Origin of the sequence: Asanoa sp. NPDC049475 (assembly GCF_040676915.1) — a bacterium.
Lineage (GTDB): Bacteria > Actinomycetota > Actinomycetes > Mycobacteriales > Micromonosporaceae > Asanoa.
The window spans coordinates 875,315-890,921 of sequence record NZ_JBFAPY010000004.1 but is presented as its reverse complement, the minus strand read 5'-3'; the positions used below and the strand labels follow the sequence as shown (position 1 = coordinate 890,921).

Sequence of the window (15,607 nt, the reverse complement as noted above, 5' to 3'; positions counted from 1 at the left end):
CGTGATCTTGGCTTATGGTCCTAGGACGGCGGATTTAGAGGGTTTGGGTTCTGGAAATTTCGCTAGAGTGAAGCGATGTCTCGGCCTGTGATCGGCTTGACGACCTACGCCGAAGAGGCGAGGTTCGGGCTCAACGACACGTTCGCTGCTGTGTTGCCGCTGGCCTACGTCCAGGCGGTGCACAACAGCGGTGGGCGTGCGGTCCTCATCACTCCTGACGCGCCCGATGTCGACGCCCTCGATGGTCTTGACGGGATTGTGTTCACGGGTGGCTCCGATGTCGACCCGGCGCTCTACGGTGAGGCGGCGCACCCCACCACCCAGGTCAAGCCCGAGCGGGACGCCGCCGAGATGTTGTTGCTGCGTGCCGCGTTGGCGGCTGATCTGCCGACGTTGGCGATCTGTCGGGGTATGCAGCTCATGACCGTCGCCTATGGCGGCAAGCTGCACCAGCATCTGCCCGAGGTGCTCGGGCATGACAACCACCGGCCGGTGTCCGGGCCGAAGTTCGGCTTTCATCGGGTCGACCTGGCGCCCGGGTCGCTGGCGCGGGGGGTGCTCGGCGAGTCGGTCGAGGTCAACTCGTTCCACCATCAGGGAGTGGCCGATCCGGGGAAGCTGACGGCTACCGGCTGGTGTCCCGAGGACAACCTGATCGAGGTGGTCGAGGACCCGGCGTTGCGGTTCGCCATCGGCGTGCAGTGGCATCCGGAGGACACGACCGACCACCGGCTGTTCGCCGCTCTGGTGGCTTCCACCAGCTGAAATCGCTTTCGAGCGCCGGCCGGGCCGGTGGCACCATCGAGGTCATGAAGCTGCACGAGAAGATCGACGGGCGCCTGCGGGAGTTCATCGAGGCACAGCGCATGTTCTTCGTGGCGACCGCGCCGTCCGGTGACGAGGGTCACGTCAACCTGTCGCCGAAGGGCATGGCCGGGACGTTCGCGGTGCTCGGCGAGCATCGGGTGGCCTATCTCGACTTTCACGGCAGTGGCGCGGAGACGCTCGCCCATCTGCGGCAGAACGGACGCATCACGATCATGTTCTGTGCGTTCGAGGGGCCGCCCAACATCGTCCGGCTGCACGGGCGAGGGACCCACACGCCGATCGGGAGTCCCGATCTCGCCGCTCTGCTCGCCGACTTTCCGGACGCGCCGGACGCGCACGGGCTGCGCGGGGTGATCACGGTCGAGGTGACGCGGGTCAGTGACTCGTGCGGGTACTCGGTGCCGCTCATGAGCTACGAGGGCGACCGGGACCTGCTGTTGCGCTGGGCGGATCGGAAGGACGAGGCGGCGCTCGCCGACTATCGGCAGGCCAAGAACGCCACGAGCATCGACGGACTGCCCGCCTTCGACATGGACGCGGTCGCCGGCCGCTGACCGGCACACCCGCGCAGTCCGCCGACCGACGCGGCCCCGCCGACCGACGCGGCCAGCGGACCGACGCGGCCAGCGGACCGACGCGGCCAGCGGACCGACGCGGCCAGCGGACCGACGCGGCCAGCAGACCGACGGCGGCCCGCCGGGTCAGGAGGCCGATACGCCGATCAGCGTGCCGATCCCATAGGTGGCAGCCGCCGCCAGCCCACCCAGCACCAGCTGGCGCAGCCCACCGCTCCACCAAGGCCGCTGCGTGAACCGCCCGACCAACGCCCCGGCCAGGAACAACCCAGCACCCCCGGCCCCGAGCGCGATCCACAGGTTGGTCACACCGACCAGGTACGGCAGCAGCGGGATCACCGCCCCGATCGAGAAGAAGACGAACGAGAGCACCGCCGCTGCCCACGGGCTCGGGTGGTCCTCGGCGTCGACTCCCATCTCCTCCTGGACGTGCACCCGCAACGCCTCGCGGGGGTTGTCGCGTAGCGCGTGCGCCACCTGCGTGGCCAGGTCCCGGGGCAGCCCACGGCGTACCCACGCGTCCGCCAGCTCCTGAGCCTCCTGCTCCGGGTGCCGTTCCAGCTCCAGGCGCTCCTTGGCCACCTCGGCGCCGACCTGCTCGTTCTGGCTGCGCACGCTCGTGTACTCGCCCAGGCCCATCGAGATCGCGCCCGCGACCAGGCCGGCCACGCCGGTGAGTACCAGGGTGTGCGAGCTGACGCCGCCACCGCCGACGCCGGCGATCAGGGCGATGTTGGTGACCAGACCGTCCATCGCGCCGAACACGGCCGGGCGCAGCCGGCCCCCGGAGACGTCGGCGTGGTGGTGCGGAGCGGGCAGCTCGGGGTCGAGTGCGGTCACGGAAGGGTCAGGATCTCGTGACCGTCCTCGGTCACCACGATCGTGTGCTCGAACTGTGCGGTCCACTTGCGGTCCTTCGTCACGACGGTCCAGCCGTCGCTCCACATGTCGTACTCGTACGTGCCCAACGTGATCATCGGCTCGATGGTGAACGTCATGCCCGGCTCCATCAGGTCGGTCGGGCGAGGGCTGTCGTAGTGCGGGACGTACAGGCCGCTGTGGAACGCCTCGCCGATGCCGTGCCCGGTGAAGTCGCGGACGACGCCGTAGCCGAAGCGCTTCGCGTAGGACTCGATCACCCGGCCGATGACGTTGATCTGCCGGCCCGGCGCGACCGCCTTGATCCCGCGCATCATCGCCTCGTGGGTGCGCTCGACCAGCAGCCGGTTCTCCTCGGCCACGTCACCGACCAGGAACGTGGCATCCGTGTCGCCGTGCACGCCGCCGATGAAGGCCGTGACGTCGACGTTGATGATGTCGCCGTCCTCAAGGACCGTGGTGTCCGGGATGCCGTGGCAGATGACCTCGTTGAGGCTGGTGCAGCACGACTTCGGAAAGCCCTTGTAGCCGAGCGTCGACGGGTAGGCGCCGTGGTCGACCAGGAACTCGTGCACCACCTTGTCGATCTCGTCGGTGGTCACCCCCGGCTTGCAGTGCTCACCGGCGAGCTGCGTGGCCTGGGCGGCCAGCCGCGAGGCCACCCGCATCTTCTCGATCGTCTCCGGCGTCTGCACGTTCGAGCCGCGCCAGGGGGTGGGCGCCTTCTTCCCGACGTACTCGGGACGAGCGATCGAAGGCGGCACCTGGCGCCACGGCGAGATCTTGCCAGGGGTCAGCGGAGCACGGTCGGACATGCTTCACACACTAGCGACGCCGAGCGGCTGCTTGCCGGGGCCAGAGGGGTGTGCCAAGGTTGTGCCGTGGATCAAGAGGAGACCGTCTTCTCCGCCACCAGCGAGGGTGACGCCGACCACCGACGCGTGGTCGTGACAGGCGAGGTCGACATGGCCACCGCGGACCAGATGTTCCAGGCCGCGACCAGGGATTCGGCCGAGCACGTCACCCTTGATCTGCGTGCCGTGACCTTCTTCGACTCAGCCGCCATCCAGGCGCTCGTCCGCCTCACCGACCGCATTCCGCACCTGAGTGTGGTTCCGTCCCGACGGGTGAGGCGCGTGCTCGATATCGCCGGTCTTGGCGATCAAGGCTGGCTGTCCGCCGAATAGGCGAAAATAACTAGCAGCTCGAGAGAAGATCAGGTTCTGGTCCCGGGTTCGTCGTGGGCGCGACCGTTGCTCCCGCCGGGGACCGGGCCGGGCGCCAGGGCGCCCGTCCCTGCCAGCTCCGCGATGGTGGAACTCAAAGATCAAGATCAGTCGCGGGGTCAGCGGTCGAAGAGGTCGCTGACTGTGCCGTCCACCGGGCGGCCGCGGTCGGCCAGGTCTTTGGCCTGGTCGCGCAGGATGATTCCCAGCTCGGCCAGGTCCGCCGATGCCACGCCCGTGCGGCGGACCGCGTCGGCTCCGTTGCGGAAGTAGGTGCGGGTCAGCAGCCCCGTCACCGTCGCCGCCGCCAGGCGGGCCTCGGCCAGCATCAACAGGGCAGCGTCGGTCTCGTACCAGGCCGCCAGCCGGGTCGCGCGGGCGTGGGCGCTGGCGCCTCGGCACCAGGCCTCGCGGGCCAGGGCCGTGAACTCCGCCGTGCGGGCCTCGGCCAGGCGGCCCAGGTGCACGTCGCGGAGCTTCTCCAGCCACGCGTCCGGGTCGTGGATCGGCTTCGTGGTCACGTAGCGGTCGGCGGCCAGCGGCCACGACGTGGTCAGGGTGCGGGCGTGCCGCAGGTACTCCTCCGCGCCCACGACACCCAGGTCGACCAGGACGCCGTCGACTCTTCGGGTGACCGGTCGCGGGCCGGCGCCCTGCCGGTAGGTGACCACCACCAGGTCGACGTCGCTGGTGTCGGTGTCGTCGCCGTGCGCGAGTGAGCCGTGCACGCCGATCGCGAGGATGTCGGCCGGATGGCGCCGGCGGGCCGCGTCGGCGACGAGCTCGGCCACCACCCAGCGGGGGTTCGCGAGGTACGGGTTCGGCTCATCAGCCACGGGCGCCATTGTGTCGCCTCAGGTGGGGCCGATCCAATGGATGACCGTCATGCCGACCATCGTGGGCGCGCTCCCGGCTGGACGCTCGTACCCGTCGATTCCATGGCACGATGCCGGGACACCGGCCGGAGAGTCAGCCGGGCGCGAGCCGGAACACGTGGATCCGGCGTCCCGCCGCGCGGGTCTCGTAGGTCGCGTAGCCCGGCCAGGCCGCGAGCATCAGCGCCCACGACCGGTCCCGCTCCTCGCCGGAGAGCAGCCGAGCCTTGACCGGCACCACCGCGCCTCCGAGCGTCAGCGTCGCGGCCGGGTCCGCCAGCAGGTTGAGCGCCCACGCCGGCTGCTCCGGCCGGCCCCAGTTGGAGCCGATCACGATGAAGCCGTCCCCGTCGGGCAGGCAGAGCAGCGGGCTGTCGCGCCGCGCGCCGGTGCGCCGTCCACGGGTCGTCAGCAGCGCCGACGGGATCAGGCCGAGCGCCACCACGCGTCCGCGGGTGAGCCGGCTGACGATCCGGTCGAGCGGCACCAGCAACGGACCCACCCGGTAGAGAAACCGAGTGGGTCCGAGGCGCCGGGCCGTCGCTCGAAAGAGGGACATCGACACATTCTGCGGGTACGGGCGCCGGAAGGGGAGGGTCAGTCCGCCCGGCGTTCGATCGGCAGCCGAGCGCGGGTCACCAGGCCGGTGCCGAGCATCGCGATCACCGGGATCGACACCAGCAGCAGCAGGACGATGCCGGGCACCGCGAACGGGTACGGGATCTCCTGCGGCCACCGACCGCTGAACTGCCGGTTGTAGGAGGCCAGGATCGCCCACCCGGTGCCGAGCCCGGCCGTCGTGCCGAGCAGCGAGCCGAGACCCGCGATCACGCCGGCCTGGCTGAGCGTCAGCACCCGCCGCACGCTCGGCGCGGCCCCGATCGCGGCCAGCGTCGACAGGTCGCCCCGGCCGTCGGCGGCGGCGAGCCCGGTCGCCACGAAGGTGGCACCCAGCGCCACGATGATCGCGGCGGCCGCGAGCACCAGGGCCTCGAACGGCACCCCGGTCGGCGCGCCCAGCTCGACCGTCGCGTAGCCGCGGCCGGGCAGCTCGGCGACCGCGGCCGCGAGCCGGTCCTGCGCGCTCTGGTCGGGCACCTTCGCCGTCGAGACCACGAATCCCTCGGGCACCGTGTTCAGGCCGAGCGCCGCGACCGCCGCGGGCGACAGGTAGGTGCGCTGCACCATGCCGATCGCGGGCGGCCCCTGGGAGGCCTCGACACCGGTGCGCAGCGCGTAGCCCGCGACCGTGGCCGACCGCAGCACCTTCTCGGTGCCGTCGCCGGAGCCGTCGTCGCCACGCACCTCCAGCGTGAGCTTGCCGTCGGTGAGCAGGTTCGGGTCGCTGACCACGGCGCCACCGGCGGCGAGCACGGTGGCCGCCGCCCGGAGATCCTCCTGCGACGGTGCCGACAGCGCCGCCATGTTGGCCCCGGTGCCGACCACCGCGGTGAACGGCGTGTTGCCGAACTGGTAGACGGCCGTCCGGCAGCGCGGGTCGGCCAGCGCCTGCTTCTGCTGCTCCGCGGGGAGCTCGCCGGCGTTGCGGTCGAACGGGCAGGCCAGCGCCGCGGGCATCTTGGCCGCCACGTAGCACCACTGGCTCTCGCCGTTCGTGCTCGGGCAGGTGATCCCGTCGACCTGCTGCACGCCGGTGACCGCGAGGCTCGGCGACACGGCGGCGGTTACCCGGTCCGTCGTCGGCACGCCCTTGTCGGCCTCGGCGAGCTGGATGGCGGCGTAGCCGAGCGGCAGGCCGGTCCGGTACTGGTCGACCTGGCGGTCGTTGTCGCTGGCCAGGAACGTGCCGAGCGCGACGCAGCTGGCCACCGCGGCCATCACCGCGGAGATCGCCGGTGCGGCGGCCGCGCGGTTGCGGGCGGTGTCGCGCAGGGCGATCCGCGGCCCGAGCGGCAGCGACCGGCCGAGCGACGCGATCACACCGACCAGGGCCGGGGTGATCAGCACCAGGCCGAGCTCGGCGAGCACGAGGCCGCCGAGGATGCCCGTCGCGCGCCCGGTCAGCGCGCCGGCGACGGCCACGAGGCCACCGAACACCACGAGCAGGACGCCGAGCACCACCCAGCGGCGGCGGGAGCGGAGCGCTCCCCGGCGGCCCGTCAGCGCCGCCACCACGTCTTGACGTGCGGCGGAAACTGCCGGCACGAGCGCGGCCAGGACGCCGGTGACCAGCGCGAGCGCGGCCACCAAGGCGAGCGCGACCGGGTAGAACCGGTAGCCGCCGGCCCGCTCGCCGACGACGAGCTCCTCGACGAGCGGTCGGGCGATCACCGCCGCGACGGCGCCGAGGACGATGCCGAACACGGCACCGGCCAGGCCGAGCACCACGCCGTCGGCCAGCACGATCCGGCGCAGGTGGGCCGGGGTGCCGCCGTTGGCCGAGACGAGGGCGAGCTCGCGGCGGCGCCGCCGGGCGCCGATCGCGAACGCGGGGCCGGCCAGCAGCACCACCTCGAAGAGGCCGAGGCCGCCGATCACCGCGGCGATCCGCAGCCCGCCGGCACCACCGCCGCCGTTGTCCGGCAGCACGCCCTCCGGGTTAGCCGGCGGGTCGAGGTTGACCGACCGCGACTCGACCACGATGCCCTGGGCGTTGAGCTGCCGCACGTCGGACCACAGCACGGGGCCGGGAGTGTCGAGCAGCCAGCCGCCGACCTGGGTCAGGTGAGGCGGGGTGACCATCAGCTCGCCCAGGTTGGCGGGCGACTCGATCACTCCGACGACGGAGTACGTCTTCGTGCGCGCGGCGTCCTGCACGGTGCCACCGATGTGCGCACCGAGCCGGTCCATCGCCTTGCGGCTCAGCGCCACCTCGTTGCCGGTCTGCGGCGCCTTGCCTTCGAGGACCGTGACGATGCCCTTGGCCAGCGGGCTCGCGGCGTCGACGCCGATCACCTCGACGCTGCCGATGCCGGAGGCCGTGCGCATCTCCAGCCAGGCGCTGCTCATCGGGGCGACGGCGCTGCCGGGCGGAAGCTGGGCCAGCACGTCGCGCTCGGTGGGCTGGAACGGCTTGCCCGGTCCGGCGTTCTCCTGCTCGCTGGTCCAGCTGTCGCCGGAGAGGTTCTGCCGGATCGCGGTGCGGTCGTACCACTGGATCCTCGCGTCGGCCGCGCCGATCTGCCGGTCGATCTTCTCCGCCGGGCGGAGGTCGAACATGTCCCAAGTGACCGCCGCGAACGCCAGGCCCAGCACCGGAAGGGTGATCAGGACGAGCACCATCGCGGTGCGGCCCTTGGCCCGTCTGGCCTCGCGCACGGCGATCCGCAGCGAGGTGCGCCACATGCTCATGCCTTGGCCTCGAGGAGCTGTTCCGGATCGCCGACGGGGCTGGTGGTGTCGACGACGACGCCGTCGCGCAGGAAGACCACCCGGTCGGCCCAGGCGGCGTGCCGTGCCTCGTGGGTGACCAGGACGCCGGCCGAGCCCGCGTCGACCCGGGTGCGCAGCAGCCGCAGGACGGCCTCGCCGGTCGCCGAGTCGAGCGCGCCGGTCGGCTCGTCGGCGAGCACCAGGCGCCGTTCGCCGACCAGCGCCCGCGCGATCGCGACGCGCTGCTGCTGGCCGCCGGACATCTCGTCGGGGAAGCGCCGGGCCAGGTCCGCCAGGCCGACCTCGTCGAGCGCCGCCTCGGCCAGCTTGCGGGCCTTGCGGACGGCCATGCCGTCGAGCTCCAGCGGCAGCGCGGCGTTCTCGACCGCGGTCAGGCTGGCCAGCAGGTTGAGGTCCTGGAAGACGTAGCCGACGTGCCGGCGGCGCATCCGGGCCAGCTGCTTGCGGTTGAGGTCGCCGAGCACCTCGCCCTCGACGAGCACCGCGCCCTGGCTGGGCGAGTCGAGCCCGCCGGCCAGGTTGAGCAGGGTCGACTTGCCGGACCCGGACGGACCCATGACGGCCACGAGCTCGCCGGGCGCCACACCGAGGTCGACGCCCCGCAGGGCGTGCACGGCGGTCTCTCCGGTGCCGTGGGTGCGGTGCACACCGCGCAGTTCGAGGATCACCGGTTGGCCTCCGTCCGGTCGTCGGTGTCGGCGCCTGCCGGCGCGGGGCTGGGGGTGAAGGGTGCCGGCCGGTGGCGCACCAGGCTGGCCTCGCAGTGGTCGAGCCACCGCACCTCGGCCTCGGCCTGGAACACCATCGCGTCGAGGATCAACCGCCAGGACAGGTCGCTGGGATCGTCGGACCTGCTCTTGAGGCGGGTCAGCTCCTGCAGGGTCTGGATGGTCGAGGTGCGCTGGGTCTGCACCACCGCGCGCACGTCGACGCCCGGCGTGGTCAGCGCCAGGGCCAGCTTGATGGCGAGCTCGTCGCGCGGCCGGTCGGTGCGGCTGATCGGCGTGACGAACCAGACCGTGATCTCGGCTCGGCCGAGGTCGGTCAGCTCGTACGGCCGCTGCCCCCCGTCGTTCTCCGGCAGCGGTCGCACCAGGCCGTCGCGCTCCAGGCGGGACAGGGTCGTGTAGACCTGCCCGATGTTGAGCGGCCAGGTGGCGCCCGTCGACTCCTCGAAGGCGGCCCGCAGCTGGTAGCCGTACATGGGGCCACGCTCGAGCAGCGCGAGGAGGCCGTGTCTGATGGACATGGCTACTGAGTATGCATACGGAGTATGCGGCTGGCAAATCGGACTAAGCCGGTGCCTTTCCGGGGAACGCCACCGTGATCGGCTCGGTCTTGGCGAAGCGGCGCCAGCGGGTGGCCCGCACGGCGCAGCCGGTGAGCGCGTCGAGGGCCTGGCGGCGCTGGGCGTCGGCCGTGGCCGACAGGGCGGCCCGCCAGACCGCCGCCGTCTTCTCCTCGACGGAGATCGCCACCCGCAACGCGGCCGCGCGGTCGACGACCGGCTCCGGCAGGCGGTAGGCGGCTGCCGCGGGCGGCAGGCCGGTGCCGCTCAGGCTGAGCACCAGCACGTCGCGCAGGGCGCGGTGGGCGGCCTCGGCGGCCCGGGCGGCCGCCTGCTCGGCACCGGTCAGCTGCACCCCGATCGGCCCGTACGCGAAGATCGCCGCATATTCGGCTGACAGTGCGGCGGTGAGCTCCCCGGTCACTTGAGCGCCTCCAGATGGGTCGCGCGGGCGGCGGCGATCGAGCCGACCAGTGGCGCGCGATGGCTCGGGGTGCGCAGGCAGGCCTGCACCGCCGACTCGTACGCCGCCTTCTCGGCCACCCGCAGCGACTCGATCCGCTCCTCGGCGGTCGGGGTGGTGGTGGCGGCCGAGCCGGACGCGGCGGGGCTCGGCGCCGGCGTGGCCATGATCCGGGACAGCTCCCTGGCGTGCGCGTCGTGCGCCTCCGCTATCGCGGTCAGCGTCGCCGCCCGCTCGGGGATCTCGGCCGCGGCCGAGCGGTGCGCCGCGGCCAGCCGGACCGCGTCGTCGGCCAAGGGGAGGAGCGGGTCTGGCTGCGGTGGTTCGTCGGGCTCCCGGTCGAGCAGCCCGCAACCGCCCGCGGCACCCACCGTGAGCGCGGCGCCGAACGCGAGCACTGCGCGGCGTCGTACTCGAAGGGGGGTTTTGTCTTTTTCATCACCACCGTGCACCACGTCAGTCAACACCATGGCCCGCCCGCTCGGGAGGTTCGGTGCGCCGCCCGGCTCGCCCGTGCCGCAGCGCGTTAGGCTCTGCCCAGCCACCGGACGTGGGTCCGGTGGCTCAGCGTCATGGGCATGGGCGCCGACCGACATGAAGGGTGGCCCCGATGGCACAGCGAAGCCGAGCTGCTGGCGGGCGCCCCGCGCCCGGCCCACGGCCGGCCGCACCCCGCGGTGACCTGGCCGCCCGCCGCGCTCGGCTGCGTTCCGTGGTCGAGCCGGTGGTGGAGAAGGCCGGGTACGACCTGGAAGACCTGAACATCTCGCGGGCCGGTCGCCGGTTCGTGGTGCGCGTGGTGGTCGACCGCGACGGCGGCCTCGACCTCGACGCCGTCGCCGACGTGTCCCGGGCGGTCTCCGCGGCCCTGGACGCCGCCGAGGAGGACGGCGACGAGCTCGTGGCCGGCGAATACCAGCTCGAGGTCAGCTCGCCCGGTGTCGACCGGCCGCTGACCCTGCCCCGGCACTGGCGGCGCAACATCGGCCGGCTGGTGAAGGTCGGCCCGATCACCGGTCGCGTGGTCGGGGTCGACGACGCGGGTGTCATGTTGGACGTGGCCGGCGAGCACACCGCCATCGCGCACGGCGACCTCGGCCCGGGTCGGGTCCAGGTGGAGTTCAGTCGGGCCGAAGAGGTCGCCGACGACGATCTCGCGGAGTTCGACGACGAGGACGACGAGGACGGATTGGAGGACGAGGAGAGGTGAACATAGACCTCGCGGCGCTGCGCGCACTGGAGCGCGAGCGGGAGATCCCGTTCGAGACCATCCTCGCGGCGATCGAGACCGCATTGTTGACCGCCTACCGGCACACCGAGGGCGCCGAACCGCACGCCCGGGTGGAGATCGACCGTAAGAACGGGGCCGCGCTCGTCTACGCGCAGGAAGTCGACGAAGACGGCACCGTGACCCGGGAGTGGGACGACACTCCGCACGACTTCGGGCGAATCGCCGCGATGACCGCCAAACAGGTCATTCTTCAGCGGCTGCGCGAGGCCACCGACGAGGTGCACTTCGGCGAGTACGTGGGCCGCGACGGTGACCTGGTCACGGGCGTGATCCAGGCGCACGAGGCGCGCACCGAGAAGGGCATCGTCACCGTCGACCTGGGCAAGCTGGAGGCCGTGCTGCCCCAGTCGGAGCAGGTCCCCGGCGAGGTCTACGGGCACGGCCAGCGGATCCGCTGCGTCGTCGTGCACGTGGCCAAGGGCTTCCGCGGCCCGCAGATCACCCTGTCGCGCTCGCACCCGAACCTGGTGAAGAAGCTGTTCGCGCTGGAGGTGCCGGAGATCGCTGACGGCAGCGTCGACATCGCCGCCATCGCGCGCGAGGCCGGGCACCGTTCCAAGATCGCCGTGCGGGCCGCGGTGGCGGGCGTCAACGCCAAGGGCGCCTGCATCGGCCCCATGGGCCAGCGGGTCCGCGCGGTGATGAGCGAGCTGCACGGTGAGAAGATCGACATCATCGACTGGTCGGACGACCCGGCCCAGTTCGTCGGCAACGCCCTGTCCCCGGCCAAGGCGCTGCGGGTCGAGGTGGTCGACCTGGCGACCCGCACGGCGCGGGTGACCGTGCCCGACTACCAGCTATCCCTGGCGATCGGGCGGGAAGGGCAGAACGCCCGCCTCGCGGCCCGGCTGACCGGGTGGCGGATCGACATCCGGTCCGACAGCGAGCCGGCGGCCGGCGAGCGCGGTGTGGATCACGCACCGGAGCCGGGCGGAGCGCCGACCGGGGCATAGGGGTAGACTGAATGACGGCTCGACGTGCGCGGCCGGAGCGCACCTGCGTGGGTTGCCGGCATCGTGCGCCAGCCAACGAGCTCCTGCGGTTCGTTGCGGTCGGCGACGGTGATCATTACCGACTCCGGCCGGATCCGGACCGCAGACTGCCGGGGAGGGGAGCGCACCTGCACCCCGAGCCGGCTTGCCTCGCGCTAGCGTTCAAACGCCGTGCCTTCGGGCGGGCGCTACGTAAAGTTGGTGTCGCAGACACCGGCGAGCTGGCCGAGCACATCCACGCGTCAACCATCACGCCCGATCATCCGACTGGGCGGGTGTCGCAGCAGCAAGGTAGGACGACCGACATGAGCACACGATGAAGTCCCAGAAATGACCAGGCTTCAAGTGCACGATTGAGGTCGCTGCGGGTGCTGCCCGCACGGCCTCGGAGTGAGGAGTGCAGTGGCAGGCAAGGCCCGCGTACACGAGCTTGCGAAAGAGCTCGGGGTCGACAGCAAGACCGTTCTCGCCAAGCTCAAAGAGATGGGCGAGTTCGTCAAGTCCGCGTCAAGCACGGTGGAGGCGCCCGTCGCCCGCCGTCTTCGTGGCGCATTCGTAGAGGGTTCCCAGGCACCGGCGCCGTCCGCGCCGCCGGCCGGAAACGGGCGCCCCACTCCTAGTGAGCCGAGGATCTCGGCCAAGCCCATGCCGCCCCGCCGTCCGGCGGCGCCGGCAACCCCGTCGGCGCCCTCGACTCCGACGGCGCGTCCGAAGGGTCCGGTTCCGGGTCCGCCGGCGCCGGTGGCCAAGCCGGCGAGCGCGCACGACATCGAGGTGGCGGCCGCCGAGCAGCGTGCCGCGCAGCTCAAGGCCGACCAGGAAGCCACGGTCAAGGCCGCGCAGGAAGCCCGCGCTCAGGAGCGCGAGCAGGTCCGGCGTGAGCCCCCGGCCGACGGCGGCGCACCCTCCGGGCCTCGCCCGGGTCCGCGCAGCGTCCCGCCGCGGCCCGGCTCGCCGGCCGCGCGGCCGGCGACCGGCCCGACCCCGGGTGGCAACGGACCGCGTCCCGGTCCGGCCGGCCGTCCGCCGGCGCGCAGCGGTGGCAACAACCCGTTCGGCATCACCCCCGGTGGTGGCGGCGGTCGCACGGGCAACGCGCCCGCCGGCCCGCGGCCCAACCCGGCCTCGATGCCGCCGCGGCCGAGCCCGGCGTCCATGCCGCCGCGGCCCAGCCCGGCGTCCATGCCGACGCAGCGTCCCGGCCGTCCGGCCGGCGGCGGTGCCGGTCGTCCCGGCGGTCCCGGTGGCGGCGCTGGTCGTCCCGGTGGCGGCGGCGGTGGTTACCGCGGCGGTCCCGGTGGCGGCGGCGGTGGCGGTGGCTTCCGTCCGGGCGGTGGCGGCGGTGCCGGTGGCGGCTATCGCGGCGGCCCCGGTGGCGGTGGCGGCGGCGGTGGTTACCGCGGCGGCCCCGGTGGCGGTGGCGGTCCGGCGGGTGCCGGTGCGCCGGGTCGTCCCGGTGGTGGCGGTCGCGGTCGCGGCGGCGGCGCCGCGGGTGCCTTCGGGCGTCCGGGTGGCAAGCCGACCCGCGGTCGCAAGTCGAAGAAGCAGCGGCGTCAAGAGTTCGACAACCTGTCCGCGCCGACGATGAGCTCGGGTGCCCCACGGGGCAGCGGGCAGGTCGTCCGGCTCTCGCGCGGCGCGTCGCTCTCCGACTTCGCTGACAAGATCGACGCCAACCCGGGCTCGCTCGTCCAGGAGATGTTCAACCTGGGCGAGATGGTGACGGCGACCCAGTCGTGCTCCGACGACACGCTGTTGCTGCTCGGCGAGCACCTCGGCTTCGACGTGCAGATCGTCAGCCCCGAAGACGAGGACCGCGAGCTCCTGGCGCAGTTCAACATCGACCTCGACGCCGAGGTCGCGCAGGACCGCCTGGTCAGCCGGCCGCCGGTCGTGACCGTCATGGGTCACGTCGACCACGGTAAGACCAAGCTGCTCGACGCGATCCGCAAGGCGAACGTGGTCGAGGGCGAGTCCGGTGGCATCACCCAGCACATCGGCGCCTACCAGGTGCACGTCGAGCACGAGGGCATCGAGCGGGCGGTCACGCTCCTCGACACCCCGGGTCACGAGGCGTTCACCGCCATGCGTGCCCGTGGTGCCAAGGTCACCGACATCGTCATCCTCGTGGTGGCGGCTGACGACGGCGTGATGCCGCAGACCATCGAGGCGCTCAACCACGCCAAGGCGGCCGACGTGCCGATCGTGGTGGCGGTCAACAAGATCGACAAGCCGGAAGCCAACCCGGACAAGGTCCGCCAGCAGCTGACCGAGTACGGGCTGGTCGCCGAGGAGTACGGCGGCGAGACGATGTTCGTCAACGTCGCCGCCAAGCCCGGCATCGGCATCGACGAGCTGCTCGAAGCGGTGCTGCTGACCGCCGACGCGTCGCTGGACCTCACCGCCCCGATCGACGGGCCGGCGCAGGGTGTCGCCATCGAGGCGCACCTCGACAAGGGCCGGGGTGCGGTGGCGACCGTCCTCGTGCAGAAGGGCACGCTGCGGGCGGGTGACTCCATCGTCGCCGGTGGGGCACACGGCCGGGTGCGGGCACTGTTCGACGAGAACGGCACGGCCGTCTCCGAAGCGGGTCCGGCGCGTCCGGTCCTGGTGCTCGGTCTGACCGCGGTGCCAGGTGCGGGTGACACGTTCCTGGCCGCCGAGGACGACCGCACGGTTCGGCAGATCGCCGAGCAGCGGCAGGCACGGCGGCGGGCGGCGAGCTTCGCCAACTCGCGCGGCCGGGCCACGCTCGAGACGCTCATGGAGCAGCTCAAGGAGGGCGAGAAGACCTCGCTCAACCTGGTGCTCAAGGGCGACGTCTCGGGTTCGGTCGAGGCTCTCGAGGACGCGCTGTTCAAGCTCGACATCCCGGAGGAGGTCCAGCTTCGGATCATCCACCGCGGCGTCGGTGCGATCACCGAAAGCGACGTCATGCTGGCGAGCGCCTCGTCCGAGGCCGTCACGATCATCGGCTTCAACGTGCGGGCCTCCAACAAGGTCCGTGAGACGGCCGACCGCGAGGGCGTGGAGATCCGGTACTACACGGTCATCTACCAGGCCATCGAGGAGATCGACGCGGCGCTGAAGGGCCTGCTCAAGCCGGAATACGAAGAGGTCGACCTCGGCTCGGCGGAGGTCCGCGAGGTCTTCCGCTCGTCCAAGGTGGGTCTCATCGCCGGTTGTATCGTGCGGTCCGGCCTCATCCGCCGGAACGCCAAGGCGCGGGTGCTCCGCGACGGCGCGGTCGTGGCGGAGAACGTCACGATCAGCTCGCTCAAGCGGTTCAAGGACGACGCGACCGAGGTCCGCGAGGGCTTCGAGTGTGGTCTGACCCTGGGCGGCTACGGCAACCTCCAGGTTGGCGACCTCATCGAGACGTTCGAGATGCGCGAGAAGCCGCGCTGATCACGGCTTGATCAACGGGCGGGTGGCTTCGGCCACCCGCCCGTTGCGTTCCTCTAGGCTGTGCGCCGATGTTCACAGGAACCGCGGTATTCGACGTGCTTCTGCCGGGCGACTCGCGATCGCTGAAGGCCAAGCGCTCCTACGTCCGGCCGATCGTCGCGGCGCTGCGGCGCTTCGAGGTCTCGGTCGCCGAGGTGGGTTCGCTCGACCTGGTCGGGCGGGCCGAGATCGGCGTGGCGGTGGTCGCTTCCGAGCACAGCCACGTGACCGAGGTGCTCGACTCGTGCGAGCGCCTCGTGGCCGGTCGGCCGGAGATCGAGTTGCTCTCGGCGAAGCGCCGGCTCCACGGCGAGGATGACTGACAGTAGTGGGCCGTGGTGCCCGGGTGACGGGCCACTGCGGTCTGATCGCTGACGCGGCACGCGGGT

17 protein-coding genes are annotated in these 15,607 nt (G+C 72.1%); 8 read left to right on the top strand and 9 right to left on the bottom strand.

The window, feature by feature from the left end:
- The first annotated feature begins 75 nt into the window (after positions 1-75).
- Positions 76-765, top strand: coding sequence for a gamma-glutamyl-gamma-aminobutyrate hydrolase family protein (locus AB0J88_RS19800; RefSeq protein WP_364342174.1), 690 nt, complete (start codon positions 76-78; stop codon positions 763-765).
- A 44-nt stretch (positions 766-809) separates the two neighbouring features.
- Positions 810-1,382, top strand: coding sequence for a pyridoxamine 5'-phosphate oxidase family protein (locus tag AB0J88_RS19795; RefSeq protein ID WP_364342177.1), 573 nt, complete (start codon positions 810-812; stop codon positions 1,380-1,382).
- 147 nt (positions 1,383-1,529) lie between these two features.
- Here AB0J88_RS19795 and AB0J88_RS19790 read toward each other — a convergent pair whose 3' ends face one another.
- Positions 1,530-2,222 carry a VIT1/CCC1 transporter family protein gene (locus tag AB0J88_RS19790; protein WP_364344501.1) on the bottom strand — a complete coding sequence of 231 codons (693 nt, stop codon included), beginning with the start codon at positions 2,220-2,222 and terminating at the stop codon, positions 1,530-1,532.
- Between the two features lie 17 nt (positions 2,223-2,239).
- The gene (map, locus tag AB0J88_RS19785) at positions 2,240-3,097 is read right to left on the bottom strand and encodes a type I methionyl aminopeptidase (RefSeq protein WP_364342179.1); all 858 of its coding nucleotides are present in this window, start codon (positions 3,095-3,097) and stop codon (positions 2,240-2,242) included.
- Positions 3,098-3,145: 48 nt separating this feature from the next.
- On the opposite strand from map, the gene AB0J88_RS19780 reads away from it, so the two are divergent.
- Positions 3,146-3,469: an STAS domain-containing protein gene (locus tag AB0J88_RS19780; RefSeq protein ID WP_364737929.1), complete on the top strand. Its 324-nt coding sequence runs from the start codon at positions 3,146-3,148 to the stop codon at positions 3,467-3,469.
- A gap of 158 nt (positions 3,470-3,627) precedes the next feature.
- Here the strand turns inward: AB0J88_RS19780 and AB0J88_RS19775 are convergent, their stop codons facing one another.
- The 7 genes from AB0J88_RS19775 to AB0J88_RS19745 form a co-directional block, all read right to left on the bottom strand.
- Positions 3,628-4,344 carry a nucleotidyltransferase domain-containing protein gene (locus AB0J88_RS19775; protein ID WP_364342182.1) on the bottom strand — a complete coding sequence of 239 codons (717 nt, stop codon included), beginning with the start codon at positions 4,342-4,344 and terminating at the stop codon, positions 3,628-3,630.
- 133 nt (positions 4,345-4,477) lie between these two features.
- The gene (locus AB0J88_RS19770) at positions 4,478-4,942 is read right to left on the bottom strand and encodes a nitroreductase family deazaflavin-dependent oxidoreductase (RefSeq protein WP_364342185.1); all 465 of its coding nucleotides are present in this window, start codon (positions 4,940-4,942) and stop codon (positions 4,478-4,480) included.
- Positions 4,943-4,980: 38 nt separating this feature from the next.
- Complete coding sequence (locus AB0J88_RS19765) at positions 4,981-7,695, bottom strand: FtsX-like permease family protein (protein ID WP_364342188.1); 2,715 nt, start codon at positions 7,693-7,695, stop codon at positions 4,981-4,983.
- A complete protein-coding gene (locus AB0J88_RS19760) occupies positions 7,692-8,405 on the bottom strand; it encodes an ABC transporter ATP-binding protein (RefSeq protein WP_364342191.1) in 714 nt (237 codons plus the stop codon). The genes AB0J88_RS19765 and AB0J88_RS19760 overlap by 4 nt, the downstream gene beginning before the upstream one ends.
- Positions 8,402-8,986: a PadR family transcriptional regulator gene (locus AB0J88_RS19755; RefSeq protein WP_364342194.1), complete on the bottom strand. Its 585-nt coding sequence runs from the start codon at positions 8,984-8,986 to the stop codon at positions 8,402-8,404. Before AB0J88_RS19755 ends, AB0J88_RS19760 begins: the two co-directional genes overlap by 4 nt.
- Before the next feature lie 43 nt (positions 8,987-9,029).
- Positions 9,030-9,449: a ferritin-like domain-containing protein gene (locus AB0J88_RS19750; RefSeq protein ID WP_364342197.1), complete on the bottom strand. Its 420-nt coding sequence runs from the start codon at positions 9,447-9,449 to the stop codon at positions 9,030-9,032.
- The gene (locus tag AB0J88_RS19745; RefSeq protein WP_364342201.1) at positions 9,446-9,886 is read right to left on the bottom strand and encodes a hypothetical protein; all 441 of its coding nucleotides are present in this window, start codon (positions 9,884-9,886) and stop codon (positions 9,446-9,448) included. Before AB0J88_RS19745 ends, AB0J88_RS19750 begins: the two co-directional genes overlap by 4 nt.
- A gap of 212 nt (positions 9,887-10,098) precedes the next feature.
- On the opposite strand from AB0J88_RS19745, the gene rimP reads away from it, so the two are divergent.
- The 5 genes from rimP (at position 10,099) to AB0J88_RS19720 (ending at position 15,541) form a co-directional block, all read left to right on the top strand.
- Positions 10,099-10,698: a ribosome maturation factor RimP gene (gene rimP / locus AB0J88_RS19740; RefSeq protein ID WP_364342204.1), complete on the top strand. Its 600-nt coding sequence runs from the start codon at positions 10,099-10,101 to the stop codon at positions 10,696-10,698.
- A complete protein-coding gene (nusA, locus tag AB0J88_RS19735; protein ID WP_364342207.1) occupies positions 10,695-11,732 on the top strand; it encodes a transcription termination factor NusA in 1,038 nt (345 codons plus the stop codon). The genes rimP and nusA overlap by 4 nt, the downstream gene beginning before the upstream one ends.
- A gap of 11 nt (positions 11,733-11,743) precedes the next feature.
- Positions 11,744-12,091 carry a YlxR family protein gene (locus tag AB0J88_RS19730; RefSeq protein WP_364342210.1) on the top strand — a complete coding sequence of 116 codons (348 nt, stop codon included), beginning with the start codon at positions 11,744-11,746 and terminating at the stop codon, positions 12,089-12,091.
- 82 nt (positions 12,092-12,173) lie between these two features.
- A complete protein-coding gene (infB, locus tag AB0J88_RS19725) occupies positions 12,174-15,179 on the top strand; it encodes a translation initiation factor IF-2 (protein WP_364342213.1) in 3,006 nt (1,001 codons plus the stop codon).
- Positions 15,180-15,247: 68 nt separating this feature from the next.
- Positions 15,248-15,541, top strand: coding sequence for a DUF503 domain-containing protein (locus tag AB0J88_RS19720; protein WP_364342216.1), 294 nt, complete (start codon positions 15,248-15,250; stop codon positions 15,539-15,541).
- Positions 15,542-15,607 lie beyond the last annotated feature (66 nt).